This window comes from Streptomyces sp. CB02400 (genome assembly GCF_001905725.1).
Classification (GTDB): domain Bacteria; phylum Actinomycetota; class Actinomycetes; order Streptomycetales; family Streptomycetaceae; genus Streptomyces; species Streptomyces atrovirens.
Genome location: NZ_LIWB01000003.1, coordinates 490,974 through 504,918, shown reverse-complemented (window position 1 = coordinate 504,918; position 13,945 = coordinate 490,974). Strand labels below are relative to the sequence as shown.

The 13,945-nt window shown below is 70.3% G+C and carries 14 protein-coding genes; all 14 read right to left on the bottom strand.

From position 1 onward, the window contains the following. Entirely contained in the window at window positions 1-816 is an 816-nt protein-coding gene (locus AMK33_RS10460; RefSeq protein WP_073932499.1) for a F0F1 ATP synthase subunit delta, read from the bottom strand. Further along, on the bottom strand, window positions 813-1,364 hold the full coding sequence (locus AMK33_RS10455) for a F0F1 ATP synthase subunit B (RefSeq protein ID WP_201263004.1): 552 nt from the start codon (window positions 1,362-1,364) through the stop codon (window positions 813-815). The genes AMK33_RS10460 and AMK33_RS10455 overlap by 4 nt, the downstream gene beginning before the upstream one ends. A 42-nt stretch (window positions 1,365-1,406) precedes the next feature. Beyond that, window positions 1,407-1,631, bottom strand: a complete 225-nt coding sequence (gene atpE, locus AMK33_RS10450; RefSeq protein ID WP_073932498.1) for an ATP synthase F0 subunit C — start codon at window positions 1,629-1,631, stop codon at window positions 1,407-1,409. A gap of 74 nt (window positions 1,632-1,705) precedes the next feature. Beyond that, on the bottom strand, window positions 1,706-2,545 hold the full coding sequence (gene atpB, locus AMK33_RS10445; protein WP_073932497.1) for a F0F1 ATP synthase subunit A: 840 nt from the start codon (window positions 2,543-2,545) through the stop codon (window positions 1,706-1,708). A 210-nt stretch (window positions 2,546-2,755) separates the two neighbouring features. After that, window positions 2,756-3,193, bottom strand: a complete 438-nt coding sequence (locus tag AMK33_RS10440) for a hypothetical protein (protein WP_073932496.1) — start codon at window positions 3,191-3,193, stop codon at window positions 2,756-2,758. 323 nt (window positions 3,194-3,516) lie between these two features. After that, on the bottom strand, window positions 3,517-4,842 hold the full coding sequence (locus AMK33_RS10435; protein WP_073932495.1) for an MraY family glycosyltransferase: 1,326 nt from the start codon (window positions 4,840-4,842) through the stop codon (window positions 3,517-3,519). Window positions 4,843-4,980: 138 nt separating this feature from the next. Beyond that, window positions 4,981-6,219, bottom strand: coding sequence for a serine hydroxymethyltransferase (glyA, locus tag AMK33_RS10430; RefSeq protein WP_073932494.1), 1,239 nt, complete (start codon window positions 6,217-6,219; stop codon window positions 4,981-4,983). A 206-nt stretch (window positions 6,220-6,425) separates the two neighbouring features. Next, window positions 6,426-7,103 (bottom strand): arsenate reductase/protein-tyrosine-phosphatase family protein, encoded by a 678-nt coding sequence (locus AMK33_RS10425; protein WP_073932493.1) that lies wholly within the window; start codon window positions 7,101-7,103, stop codon window positions 6,426-6,428. Beyond that, window positions 7,100-7,747 (bottom strand): L-threonylcarbamoyladenylate synthase, encoded by a 648-nt coding sequence (locus AMK33_RS10420; RefSeq protein WP_073932492.1) that lies wholly within the window; start codon window positions 7,745-7,747, stop codon window positions 7,100-7,102. Before AMK33_RS10420 ends, AMK33_RS10425 begins: the two co-directional genes overlap by 4 nt. A 53-nt stretch (window positions 7,748-7,800) precedes the next feature. Then, a complete protein-coding gene (prmC, locus tag AMK33_RS10415; protein ID WP_073932491.1) occupies window positions 7,801-8,646 on the bottom strand; it encodes a peptide chain release factor N(5)-glutamine methyltransferase in 846 nt (281 codons plus the stop codon). A gap of 27 nt (window positions 8,647-8,673) precedes the next feature. Then, window positions 8,674-9,741, bottom strand: a complete 1,068-nt coding sequence (gene prfA, locus AMK33_RS10410) for a peptide chain release factor 1 (RefSeq protein ID WP_073932490.1) — start codon at window positions 9,739-9,741, stop codon at window positions 8,674-8,676. 105 nt (window positions 9,742-9,846) lie between these two features. After that, a complete protein-coding gene (gene rpmE / locus AMK33_RS10405; RefSeq protein ID WP_073932489.1) occupies window positions 9,847-10,068 on the bottom strand; it encodes a 50S ribosomal protein L31 in 222 nt (73 codons plus the stop codon). A 196-nt stretch (window positions 10,069-10,264) separates the two neighbouring features. Further along, entirely contained in the window at window positions 10,265-11,338 is a 1,074-nt protein-coding gene (locus AMK33_RS10400; RefSeq protein ID WP_073932488.1) for an LCP family protein, read from the bottom strand. Between the two features lie 172 nt (window positions 11,339-11,510). After that, a complete protein-coding gene (gene rho / locus AMK33_RS10395; RefSeq protein WP_073932487.1) occupies window positions 11,511-13,580 on the bottom strand; it encodes a transcription termination factor Rho in 2,070 nt (689 codons plus the stop codon). Window positions 13,581-13,945 lie beyond the last annotated feature (365 nt).

Sequence of the window (13,945 nt, the reverse complement as noted above, 5' to 3'; positions counted from 1 at the left end):
TCAGCCGGCCAGCCGACGGCCGGCGTCCTCGAGCCGGTCCGCGAGGGAGCCGTTGATGACCTCGTCACCGACCTGCACCCGGATCCCGCCGACGACCTCGGGGTCGACGTCGAGGTTGAGGTGCATCCGGCGGCCGTAGAGCTTCGCGAGGGCGTTGCCCAGGCGCTGCTTCTGCTGGTCGCTCAGCGGCACCGCGGAGGTGACGACGGCCACCATGCGGTCGCGGCGCTCGGCGGCGAGCTTGGACAGGGACTCCAGTCCCGATTCCAGGCTACGTCCCCGCGGCGCGGTCACAAGACGCGTGACCAGACGCTCGGTGGCCGCGTTCGCCCTGCCCCCGAGCAGGCTGCGCAGCAGCTCGCCCTTGGCGGAGGCGGTGGCGCTCCGGTTGGTCAGCGCGGCGCGCAGCTCGGTGCTGGAGGAGACGATCCGGCCGAACCGGAACAGCTCGTCCTCGACGTCGTCGAGCGCGCCGGCCTTCTGGGCGGCGGTGAGGTCGGCCACATCGGCCAGCTCCTCCAGCGCGTCCACCAGGTCGCGCGACTGCGACCAGCGGGAACGCACCATGCCGGACACCAGGTCCGCGGCCGGACCGCTGACCTGCGAGCCGAGCAGGCGCCGGGCCAGGTCGGCCTTGGCCTCACCGGCCTGCGCCGGGTCGGTGAGGACCCGACGCAGCGACACCTCGCGGTGGAGCAGCGCGGTGACGGCGGCCAGCTCACCGGCGAGCGAGCCGGCGTCCACGGACGTGGAGTCCGTCAGCGCGTCGAGACGCTCACGTGCGGCTGCCAGGGCCTCGCGGCTCGCTCCGTTCATCGCGTGGCCTCGGCCTTCTGGTCGAGCTCGTCGAGGAAGCGGTCGATCACGCGGCTCTGCCGGGCGTGGTCCTCGAGGGACTCGCCGACGAGCTTGCCGGCCAGGTCGGTGGCGAGCTTGCCGACGTCCTGGCGCAGCGCGGACGCGGCGGCCTTGCGGTCGGCCTCGATCTGCGCGTGGCCGGCGGCGATGATCTCCTCGCGCTGACGCTGGCCCTCGGCCCGCATCTCGGCGATGAGCGTCGCGCCCTGCTCCTGCGCCTCCTGGCGCAGACGCGCGGCCTCGTGCCGGGCTTCGGCGAGCTGAGCCTTGTACTGCTCAAGGACGCTCTGGGCCTCGGTCTGAGCGGCCTCGGCCTTCTCGATACCGCCCTCGATGGCCTCGCGACGCTCTTCCAGGACCTTGTTGATGGTCGGGAGGAGCTTCTTGGCGAGGAAACCGAAGACGATGACGAAAGCGATGAGGCCGATGACAACTTCCGGCCACGGCGGAACGAGGGGATTCTCCTTCTCACCCTCGGCCGCCAGGAAAACCAGGGCGGATGTCACATCAGTGCCTTTCGTCGAAAGGGTCGGTCGTCAGGGTTCGTCTTAGTAGACGAACGGCATGACGAGACCGATCAGGGCGAGCGCCTCACAGAAGGCGAAGCCCAGGATCTGGTTGGCGCGGATCAGGCCGGCAGCCTCGGGCTGACGGGCCAGGGCCTGGGTGCCGTTACCGAAGATGATGCCGACGCCGACGCCCGGGCCGATGGCCGCGAGACCGTAACCGATGGAGCCGATGTGGCCTTCGACAGCAGCGAGGGTCTGGGACATGCCAGTTCTTCCTTCTCTTTACGGACCGGTGGGGGTTGGCCACCGGACGACTTGGGGGTGGGAACCTGGGGCGCTCAGTGGTGCTCGGCGAGCGCGCCCTGGATGTACGTGCAGGTCAGCAGGACGAAGACGTACGCCTGCACGGCCTGGATGAAGAGCTCGAAGAGCGTCATCACGAGGACCATGCCGAACGACACGGCGGAGAAGGCGATGCCGATGCCGTTGAGCATGTACCAGCTGGCGATCGTGAAGAGCAGCAGCAGGGTGTGACCGGCGAACATGTTCGCGAAGAGTCGCACGGCGTGCGTGAAGGGGCGGACCAGCAGGTTCGAGAAGAACTCGATGGTCATCGACAGCGGCAGCACCGCGCCGAGCGACTTGTCGTAGCCCGTGACGTTCTTGAAGAAGCCGACGAAACCGTGCCGCTTGAAGGTGAGGGAGACCCAGGTGATGTAGACGATCAGGGCCAGCACCAGCGGGTAGGCGATGATCGACGTCACCGGGAAGGCGGCGACGGGGATGATCGACCAGAGGTTCATCATCCAGACGAAGAAGAACAGGGAGACGGCGAGCGGGACGTACTTCTCGCCCTCGCGCTTGCCGAGCGTCTGGTACACGATGCCGGTACGGACGAAGTCGTAGCCGGCCTCGGCGACCATCTGGAGCTTGCCCGGGACGAGCTTGGGCTTGGCGAACGCGGCCCAGAAGAAGCCCACCACGATGATGGAACCGAGCAGCGCGAGCAGCATCGGCTTGTTGAAGTACAGGCCGTTGCCGTCTGCGTCGCCCCAGAGCGGCTCGAAGAGGAACGAGTGCAGGCCCGGAGCCGGGAAGCCACAACCGTCGAACAGGTGGCAGTCGGTCTCGAAGGCGAGCACCTGCGTCGGGTCAGCACTCACCGCGGGCTCCTTCATCGTGGCGCATAGGTACGGCAACCTCGTTGTGTCGGCGCGGCGCACGGCCGCGGTTCGGCACGGGACTGGTGGTTCGGATGTGGGGGCGGCTGGGGGGCATCTCGCCTCGCCATTGAGCAGGCGTCAGCTCGGATGCCCGCGCCCGCGATGCCGCAGTTGGCACCGGACGATAGCAGGAGTTCCGGGGCCTCTTTATCCCGGGCCTACCCCTCACGACGAGTGCCCCGGGTTTCCGGGCTTTCCGCTCGTCGTCGACTCGGGTTCGACGTACAGGATCTTGGCTTTCATGTGCGCGCGCGTCTGTGCGGCGATCCACACGAGCGTGGTGCCGAGAAGCGTGAGGGCGAAGGCCTTGGGGTGGAACAGGGTGGTGTCCCGGAACAGGGCGACGAAGATGAACAGCAGCAGGATCTGTGCCGCGTACAGCATCAGCCCCATGGCCTGGAACAGGTGCGGAAGCGATTTGGCGGTCCGCTGCAGTACGTAGAGGCCGATCCCCATGAAGAGGATCACCACCACGGTCGCGACGAGCGCCCCGATCGCACCCTTGCCACCGGCGACCACCGCGCTGACGACGGCGGCGACAGCGCCGGCGGCAGCCGTGGGCACGGCGGCCTGGGCCAGGATCCGGACGTCATTGGACGGCATGGCGGCAACTCCGCTTTTCACAGGGGGCAGGGTGTCGTCATGGACGAGCGTAGACCCCCGGGCCGAGGGTGAATTCCTCGCGCCGGTGAACCGTCGCACTGCGGTCCTTCGGCTCTATCCGGGGTTCTCGTGAACGGTATCACAAACTATTTGATGCAGTCTTTACCTGCCTGGTGTGCTCACTGTCACACATGAGAGTGAATCTGCGCGTCTGAGCGAGAACGCGGCCTCTTTGTCTGGTATTGGGGCAGTTTGCACACCCAACAGGGACCCAACGGGGACCCATCGGGGCCCCACGACTTGGCAATGCTCTAGTCGGATTCTTACCTTGCCCGTGATCGGTCGGCCAGGCGTGCGCGGGGGCCGACGGCGGTCGCGCCGTTGACGCCGGAGACACCCGCGGCGACCGGGGTGCGGTGGTCGTCGTCGGTGGACCCGGGGTCCGCCGGGACCGACGTGTCCGGGGCGGCGGCCAGGGCCGTCCGACGGCGGCGCCGGTAGCGCGGCGGGACGAAGGCCTCCGCCCAGCGCGGGGCGCGCGGCGTGAAGCGCGGCAGCAGAAGCAGGACGAGGCCGAGCGTGGAGAGGATGACGACGCCCAGCACGATCCACATCGACGCCGAGTTCACGGAGTAGGTCAGCGCGCCGAAGGCGATCAGCGCCGACCAGAAGTACATGATCAGCACCGCCCGGCTGTGCGAGTGGCCGATCTCCAGCAGCCGGTGGTGCAGGTGCCCCCGGTCCGCCGCGAACGGCGACTGGCCGCGCCAGGTGCGCCGCACGATCGCCAGGATCAGGTCGGCGGCCGGGATCGCGATGATCGTCAGCGGCATCACCAGCGGGATGTAGACCGGCACCATCTGGTGCACCGTGCTGCGCTCGGACCCGCCGAACAGGCTGTCCGGGTCCACCTGTCCCGTGATGGAGATCGCGCCCGCCGCCAGGACCAGACCGATCAGCATCGAGCCCGAGTCGCCCATGAAGATCCGCGCGGGGTGCATGTTGTGCGGCAGGAAGCCCAGGCACATGCCCATCAGGATGGCCGCGAACAGCGTCGCGGGGGCGGCGGCCTCGATGCCGTACGAGTACCAGATGCGGTAGGCGTACATGAAGAACGCGGCCGCCGCGATGCACACCATGCCGGCGGCGAGGCCGTCGAGGCCGTCCACGAAGTTGACCGCGTTGATGGTGATGACGACCAGCGCCACCGTGAGCAGGGTGCCCTGCCACTGGGTCAGCGCGACCGTGCCGACGCCCGGGATGGGCAGCCACAGGATCGTCAGACCCTGCATGACCATCACGCCCGCGGCGATCATCTGACCGCCCAGCTTGATCAGCGCGTCGATCTCGAACTTGTCGTCCAGCACACCGATCAGCCAGATCAGCGCGGCCCCGGAGAGCAGCGCCCGCGGCTCGTTGGACTTCTCGAAGAGCTGGCCCAGGTTGGTGAGGTGGCCGGCGGTCAGCAGGCCCGCGCACAGGCCGAAGAACATGGCGATACCGCCGAGCCGCGGAGTGGGTTCCCGGTGCACGTCACGTGCCCGGATCTCCGGCATCGCCCCCGCCACGATCGCGAACTTCCGTACCGGCCCTGTCAGCAGGTACGTCACCGCGGCCGTGATGCAGAGCGTCAGCAGGTATTCACGCACGGGCTTCCCCACAGGTCTCGCTGGCCATCACAGCCCCACACCCTAGCGAGGCACGCATATGAGTGGGGACTTCCGGGTAGCGACGATGGTTGCACGCGTGACTGTGCATCCGTGCCGCCTACCCCGGAACCGGCCCGTTCAGCGGGGGTACGGCGGGAACGCCGCGGCCAGTTCCCGTACGTCCTCCCGGGCCCGCGCGGGCTCGGTGCCGCCCCGCAGGACGCTCGCCAGCAGTCCCGCGACGAACGTCATCTCCCTCGCCCCCATGCCCTGCGTGGTCACCGCCGCCGTGCCCAGGCGCAGCCCGCGGTCGTCGTCGTGCGGGAGCGCACAGCAGTCCAGGACGAGCCCGGCCGCCGCGAGCCGGCCGCGCGCGGCGCGTCCGTCGACGCCGAGCGGCGCCGGGTCGGCGGTGATCAGGTGGGTGTCGGTGCCGCCGGTGGTGACGGCCAGCCCCTCGGCGGCCAGGGCGGCGGCCAGGGCCCGCGCGTTGGCGACCACCTGGTGCGCGTACGCGGCGAACGCCGGTGTCGCCGCCTCCCCGAACGCGACGGCCTTGGCCGCGACGGTGTTCATCGGGGCGCCGCCCTGGGTGAAGGGGAAGACGGCCCGGTCGAGGCGCTCGGCCAGCTCGCCGCCGCACAGGATCATCCCGCCGCGCGGTCCCCGCAGCACCTTGTGCGTCGTCGCGCACACGATGTCCGCGTACGGCACCGGGCTGGGCGCCGCTCCCCCGGCGACGAGACCCATGGGGTGCGCGGCGTCGGCGATCAGATACGCGCCCACCTCGTCGGCGACCTCGCGGAAGAACGCGTAGTCGATGTGGCGGGGGTAGGCGATGGAGCCGCAGACGATCGCCTTGGGGCGGCGCGTGTGCGCGAGGGCGCGGACCTGGTCGTGGTCGATGAGCCCGCTCTCCGCGTCCACGCCGTAGCCGACGAAGTCGAACCAGCGGCCGGAGAAGTTGGCGGGCGAGCCGTGGGTGAGGTGACCGCCGTGGGGCAGGCCGAGGGCGAGGACGGTGTCGCCGGGGCGCAGCAGGGCGGCGTACGCGGCGAGCACGGCGGACGAGCCGGAGTGCGCCTGCACGTTGGCGTGCTCGGCGCCGAACAGCGCCTTCGCCCGCTCCACGGCGAGGCGCTCGGCGACGTCGACGACCTCGCAGCCGCCGTGGTGCCGGTTGCCGGGGTACCCCTCGGCGTACTTGTTGGCCAGCGGCGACCCGAGCGCGGCCAGCACGGCCGGCGACATGAAGTTCTCGGCGGCGATCAGCTGGAGCGAGCTCGACTGCCGCTCCCACTCCCCGAGCAGCACATCGGCCAGCTCGGGATCCTGCCGCCGCACCACATCGACCTCAAGGACATGCCCGACCGTCATACCGCCCAATGTATGCCGAACCCCCAGAAATCGCCCCCGCCCCGCCGCGACCAGTCACCCCGCCCGCCTCGATGTGGGCACCCGCGTCGCTGTGGGCGATCACCCACCCCCGCCGCCGCTGTGGGCAGTCGTTCCGCAAGGCGGAACGGGTGGGCACAGCGGAACAACACCAGAGGCCCTGCGAACCCACCCCGGCAGCCGGACGCCTACGCCCGAGCAGGCACCCCGGTCAGCGCGGTCACCACAGGGTCCAGCGCCTCGAATATCTCGTCCCCGATCGACCGGAAGAACGTCAGCGGCGCCCCGTACGGGTCGTACACCTCATCCGCCTCAGCCGTCGGCGCCAACAGCCACCCGCGTAGAGCCGCGGCAGCCCGCACCAGCGCACGCGCCCGCATGACCAGCCCCTCGTCCAACGACGGCAGAGTCGCCGGATCGATCGCGTTGACCAGCCGGGTGAACTCCTTCAACGTGAACGTCCGCAGCCCCGCGGAATGCCCCATGGAAATGACCTGCGCCCGGTGGTCCCGCGTAGCGGTCAGCACGAGATCCGCCCGGATCACATGCTCGTCCAGCAGCTCCCGCCCCACGAACCCCGAGGCGTCCGCCCCGAACTCCGCCAGCACGGTCTCCGCATGGGCCTCCATGGGCGCACCCTCGTGCCCCCAGGTCCCCGCGCTCTCCACGATCAGCCCGCCGCCCAGGATCCCCAGCCGCTGGCTCACGAAATGCCGGGTCAGCCGCTCGGTGACGGGCGAGCGGCACACGTTTCCGGTACTGACGTGGAGGATGCGGAAGGTGTCGCGCGGGAAACCGAAGGTCGTCGTGATCTCCGCGCTGGATTCCCCGTTGCCTATGCCACGCCCCGACTCAGGGGCCGTCAATTCGCCACCTCGAGGTCGGGTACCACCTTGCGCAGCTCCTCCGGCGAGATCGCGCCCTCGCGCAGCAGCACGGGCACGGGCCGGGTGACGTCGACGATGGAGGAGGGCACGTTCCCGGGGGTGGGCCCGCCGTCCAGGTACACGGAGACGGAGTCGCCGAGCATCTCCTGCGCGGCGTCGCAGTTCTCCGGCGCCGGGTGCCCGGTGAGGTTCGCGGACGAGACGGCCATGGGCCCGACCTCGGTGAGCAGCTCGATGGCGACCGGGTGCAGCGGCATCCGCACGGCGACCGTGCCCCGGGTGTCCCCGAGGTCCCACTGGAGCGACGGCTGGTGCCTGGCGACCAGCGTCAGCGCGCCCGGCCAGAACGCGTCGACCAGCTCCCAGGCCAGCTCGGAGAAGTCGGTGACCAGGCCGTGCAGGGTGTTCGGGGAGCCGATGAGGACGGGCGTGGGCATGTTGCGGCCCCGGCCCTTGGCGTCCAGCAGATCGGCGACGGCCTCCGAGGTGAACGCGTCGGCGCCGATCCCGTACACGGTGTCCGTCGGCAGCACCACGAGCTCGCCCCGGCGGACGGCGGACGCGGCCTCGCGCAGACCGGTCGTGCGGTCGGTCGCGTCGTTGGTGTCGTATCGCCGAGCCATCTAGCGGGCCTCCTCGTACGGGTGCTGCTGGGGGAATGAAGTATGCGGGGTGCTCACGGCAGCGCCTTGCGGGCGGTGGCGAACCGGGGGCGCCTGTTCAGGTCGGGATGGTCGGCCGCGTCGGCCCACCCTCGTTCCTCGGCGAAGATCCACGGCACCTGTCCGCCCTGGGTGTCGGCGTGCTCGACGACGACCACCCCGCCGGGCCGCAGCAGCCGGTGCGCGGTGCGCTCCAGGCCGCGGATCAGGTCGAGGCCGTCCTCACCGGAGAACAGCGCGAGGTCGGGGTCGTAGTCGCGGGCCTCCGGGGCGACGTACTCCCACTCGGTGAGCGGGATGTACGGCGGGTTGGAGACGACCAGGTCGACCTGTCCGTCGAGGTCCGGGAAGGCCGTCAGGGCGTCTCCCTGGCGCAGCTCGACCCTGGACCCCTCCATGTTCTTGCGGGTCCACCTCAGGGCGTCCTCGGACAGCTCCACGGCGTACACGCGCGAGCGCGGCACCTCCTGCGCGAGCGCGAGCGCGATGGCGCCCGAGCCGGTGCACAGGTCGACGATGCAGGGCTCGACGACGTCCATCGCGCGGACGGCGTCTATCGCCCAGCCGACCACCGACTCGGTCTCGGGCCGCGGCACGAACACTCCGGGACCCACCTGGAGCTCCAGGTAGCGGAAGTACGCCCGCCCGGTGATGTGCTGGAGCGGCTCGCGCGCCTCACGGCGGGCGATGACCTCCCAGTACCGGGCGTCGAAGTCGGAGTCCTTCACGGTGTGCAGCTCGCCGCGCTTGACGCCGTGCACGAACGCGGCGAGCTCCTCCGCGTCGGTGCGCGGAGAGGGCACGCCGGCGTCGGCGAGCCGCTGGGTGGCCTGGGCCACCTCGGCGAGCAGCAGGTTCACGACGGTCCTCCGGGCTGTCTACGGGATTTACGCGGCGGCGAGCTTGGCGGCGGAGTCCGCGTCGACACAGGCCTGGATCACCGCGGCGAGCTCGCCGTCCAGGACCTGGTCGAGGTTGTACGCCTTGAAGCCGACGCGGTGGTCCGAGATGCGGTTCTCCGGGAAGTTGTACGTACGGATCTTCTCGGAGCGGTCGACGGTACGGACCTGGCTGCGACGGGCGTCGGCGGCCTCCCGCTCCGCCTCCTCCTGCGCCGCCGCGAGCAGCCTGGAGCGCAGGATACGCAGTGCCTGCTCCTTGTTCTGGAGCTGGCTCTTCTCGTTCTGGCAGGAGGCGACGACTCCGGTCGGGATGTGCGTGATGCGCACGGCGGAGTCGGTGGTGTTGACGGACTGCCCGCCGGGGCCGGAGGACCGGTAGACGTCGATGCGCAGGTCGTTCGGGTTGATCTCGACGTCGACCTCCTCCGCCTCGGGGGTCACCAGGACACCGGCGGCGGAGGTGTGGATGCGGCCCTGCGACTCGGTGGCCGGCACGCGCTGCACGCGGTGCACGCCGCCCTCGTACTTCAGCCGGGCCCACACGCCCTGGCCGGGCTCGGTCTGCCCGCGGGCCTTCACGGCCACCTGGACGTCCTTGTAGCCGCCCAGCTCGGACTCGGTGGCGTCGATGATCTCGGTCTTCCAGCCGACGCGCTCGGCGTACCGCAGGTACATGCGCAGCAGGTCGCCGGCGAACAGGGCGGACTCGTCGCCGCCCGCGCCCGCCTTGATCTCGAGGATGACGTCCTTGTCGTCGCTGGGGTCGCGCGGGACCAGCAGCAGGCGGAGCTTCTCGGTGAACTCCTCGCGCTGCTTCTCCAGGTCCTTGACCTCGGCGGCGAAGTCGGGGTCGTCGGCGGCCAGTTCGCGCGCGGTCTCGATGTCGTCGCCCGTCTGCTTCCAGGAGCGGTACGTGGCGACGATCGGGGTGAGCTCGGCGTAGCGCTTGTTCAGCTTGCGCGCGTTGGCCTGGTCGGCGTGGACCGACGGGTCGGCGAGCTTCTTCTCCAGGTCGGCGTGCTCGGCGACGAGTTCCTCGACGGCCTCGAACATCTTGGGCTCCTGCGATTACGTGGGTGAAGGGCGGGCGACCAAAAACGCCGGTCCCGGCCTGCCCCCGGGCGGGGGCGCGGCCGTGGACCGGCGGTATGGGGCTCGCTACTTCTTGGAGCCGGCGGCCTTGCCGAAGCGGGCCTCGAAGCGGGCCACACGGCCACCGGTGTCGAGGATCTTCTGCTTGCCCGTGTAGAACGGGTGGCACTCGGAGCAGACCTCGGCGCGGATGGTGCCGCCGGGGAGCGTGCTGCGGGTGGTGAACGACGCGCCACAGGTGCAGCTGACCTGCGTCTCGACGTACTCGGGGTGGATGTCGCGCTTCAAGGTGTCTCCTAGGTTCGGGAGGGCACCGGGTCGCTGCCGCGGGGTGCGGGGGCGTGAACCGGGGCCGACTCACCAGTCTGCCAGGACTGGCGTCCTCTCCCAAAACCGGGGGTTGCCGTTGTTTGTTCCCTGCGGGCCGTCTGTGGTTTCTCGCGCCCACGCGGCGGAGCCGCATATCGATACAGACCCGCGCCCCTTAAAAGCCTCTCACCAAGCCCTTTGCTTCACCGGTGGCCGTTTCCTCTGTGGCCGTCGCCGGGATCGGCTGGTCGTTCTTCAGGGCGTTCCAGACCTGCTGGGCCTTGGTCTTCTCGATCAGGACCCGGTTGGCGTCGGCCGGGTCGTAGGTAACCGGCAGGGTGATCATGTGCAGGCCGGCGGGGGTGATGTTCTTCAGGCCGGACGCGAAGGACATCAGGGCGTTGACCGAGCCCAGGTCGGAGTCGGTGGTGACGGTCCTGGTGGCGGTGTCGGCGAGGTCGTACAGCTTCTTGGGGCCGGTGAGGACGCCGATCTCCCCGACCTGCCGTACCAGGGCCTTGACGAAGGCCTGCTGGAGCTGGATGCGACCGAGGTCGGAGCCGTCGCCGACGCCGTGCCGGGTGCGTACCAGGGCGAGGGCCTGTTCGCCGTCGAGCCGGTGGGTGCCGGCCTCCAGGTCGAGGTGGCTGTCGGGGTCGTGGATGTCCTCGCCGGTGGTGACCTCGACGCCGCCGAGTTCGTCGACGATCTTCCGGAAGCCGGTGAAGTCGATCTCCAGGTAGTGGTCCATGCGCAGGTCGGTGATCGACTCGACGGTCTTCACCGCGCAGGCCGCCCCGCCCGTGGCGTAGGCGGAGTTGAACATCACACCGCTCGCCGCGGGGTGGGTGCCGCCGTCGGTGTCGGTGCACTCGGGACGGTCGACGACGGTGTCGCGCGGGACGGAGACCACGCTCGCCTTCTTGTGGCCCTCGTGGACGTGCACGATCATCGCGGTGTCGGAGCGGGCGCTTCCGTCGTCGGTGCCGCCGCCGAGCTCCTTGTTGCCGCCGGAGCGGGTGTCGGAGCCGAGGACGAGGATGTTCTCGGAGCCGTTGCCGGCCTTCTCGGGCCGGTCGGTGCCGAGGGCCCGGTCGATGTCGAGGCTCTCGATGTTGCCGTTGAGCTTTAAGTACACGTATCCGGCGCCGGTGCCGCCGAGGGCGACGACGCCGGCGGCGGTCCAGGCCGCGACCTTCAGGCCCCGGCGCCCCTTGCCCCGGTGGCCCGGTGTGCTCTCGGCAGACATGTGCTCCTCGGCTCGTCCCCGGTCGGTTACCCCCTGCACCCGGTGTCAGACCCGGCCCTCACAGCCGTACGGCATCCATCGTCCCGCCGGCGGAGCCCTCGCCGCACGCGGAAGGGCCGCCCCCTCGCGGGAGCGGCCCTTCCGGTGGAAAGCGCGACGGGAAAGCGCGACGTCAGTCGCCGTTGCCCGGCGTCGTCTTCTGGATCTGCATCAGGAACTCGGCGTTCGACTTGGTCTGCTTCATCTTGTCGAGGAGCAGCTCGATCGCCTGCTGCTGGTCGAGCGCGTGCAGCACCCGGCGCAGCTTCCAGACGACGGCCAGTTCCTCGTTGCCGAGCAGGATCTCCTCCTTGCGGGTGCCGGACGCGTCGACGTCCACCGCGGGGAAGATGCGCTTGTCGGCGAGCTTCCGGTCGAGCTTGAGCTCCATGTTGCCGGTGCCCTTGAACTCCTCGAAGATCACCTCGTCCATGCGGGACCCGGTGTCCACCAGGGCGGTGGCGAGGATGGTCAGCGAACCGCCGTCCTCGATGTTGCGGGCCGCACCGAAGAAGCGCTTCGGCGGGTACAGGGCGGTCGAGTCGACACCACCGGACAGGATGCGGCCGGAGGCCGGGGCGGCGAGGTTGTACGCACGGCCCAGACGCGTGATCGAGTCGAGCAGCACGACGACGTCGTGACCCAGCTCCACCAGGCGCTTGGCGCGCTCGATGGCGAGCTCGGCGACCGTGGTGTGGTCCTCGGCGGGACGGTCGAAGGTCGAGGAGATGACCTCGCCCTTCACCGACCGCTGCATGTCGGTGACCTCTTCCGGACGCTCGTCGACGAGGACGACCATCAGGTGGCACTCGGGGTTGTTGTGGGTGATCGCGTTGGCGATCGCCTGCATGATCATGGTCTTGCCGGTCTTCGGCGGGGCCACGATCAGACCGCGCTGGCCCTTACCGATCGGCGACACGAGGTCGATGATCCGGGTGGTGAGGACGCCGGGGTCCGTCTCCAGGCGGAGGCGGTCCTGCGGGTACAGCGGGGTGAGCTTGTTGAACTCCGGGCGGCCACGGCCGTGTTCGGGCGCCATGCCGTTGACGGAGTCCAGGCGGACCAGCGCGTTGAACTTCTCGCGGCGCTCGCCCTCCTTGGGCTGGCGCACGGCGCCGGTGACGTGGTCGCCCTTGCGCAGGCCGTTCTTGCGGACCTGGGCGAGGGAGACGTACACGTCGTTCGGACCGGGCAGGTAGCCGGAGGTCCGGATGAACGCGTAGTTGTCGAGGATGTCGAGGATGCCCGCGACCGGGATCAGGACGTCGTCCTCGGTGATCTGCGGCTCCTGGCCCATCTCGTCGCGGCCACGACGGCCACGGCGGTCGCGGTAGCGCCCGCGACGGCCACGACGGCCGCCCTCGAAGTCGTCGTCGTCGTGCTGCTGACGGTCCTGTCGGCCGCCGCCGCCCTGCTGGTTCTGCTGACGGCCCTGGCCGCCCTGGCCCTGCTGCTGGTCGTCGCCCTTGCCACGACGGTCCCCGCGGTCGCCGCGCTCACCACGGTCGCCGCGCTCACCACGGTCACGGTCGCGGCCGCGCTCACGGCGGTCGCGGCGGCGGCCCTCGCCGCCGTCGTGGTCGCCCTTGGCGTCGCCCTGCTGCTGCGACTGCTGCTGGGCCGGGGCCTCGGCCTTGGGCTCGGCCTTCGCCTCGGCGGTGACCGTCTCGGTCGCGGCGGCGGCCGGGGCGCCCGCCTCGGCGGTGGCGCGACGGCGGCGGCGCTCGACGGGAGCGGCCTCCTCGGCCTGCTCGGACTGGCCGGAGGCCTTCGGGGAGGGCTGGCCCGGGATCTCGATCTGCTGCTGGGCCGCGGCCTTCTCGGCGGGGGCCTGCTCGGCCTTGGCGTCGGCCTTCTTCTCGGCGGCCTCGCCGGTACGGGTCCGGGAGGTGGCACGGCGCTTGGGCTTGGTCTCGGCGGCGGACTCGGCCTTGGCCGGGGCCGCTCCCCCAGAGGGGGCACCCCCACCGGCGGCCTGCGCCTCCTTGATGACCTCGATCAGCTGGCTCTTGCGCATCCGCGCGGTGCCCCTGATTCCGAGGCCGGACGCGACCTGCTGCAGTTCGGCCAGCACCATGCCCTCGAGGCCGGTACCGCGGCGCCGCCGGGAGCCGGCACCGGTGGCAGGCGCGGAAGCGTCCGTGGCGGGCGCGGCAGCGGTCTCCTCGACACGTGCGCCCATCAGATCGGTGGTGTCGCTCACGAAGGGTCCTTCCCTGGAGCGGACGTCGGCCTGTCTGGCTCGGCGACCGGTTGTGCTGTCCGGCATCGGTCCTTGCTGTGTGAACCGTGCCGGGGCGGTTGTCCGCCTGAACGGCGGAAGAGATATCTGGTGATGGCGCTTCCCCGAGCCGTGGCACCCAGTGTCACGTGGCGTGGTCGCACCTGTTCCGAAGCTCCCCCAGAGGGGGTACCCCCATCGTCGAGCCGTTCAGTGTCCGCGTGCGACGTACTGCCCGCGTACGTAGCAGAGAACACAGTGCGGCTTGGGGGGCTCCCGGAAGAATGTCTGTCCCGGACGGGGACACGAGGCACCTCGCCATGGTGGGGTCGGGTGCAGACTTGAGG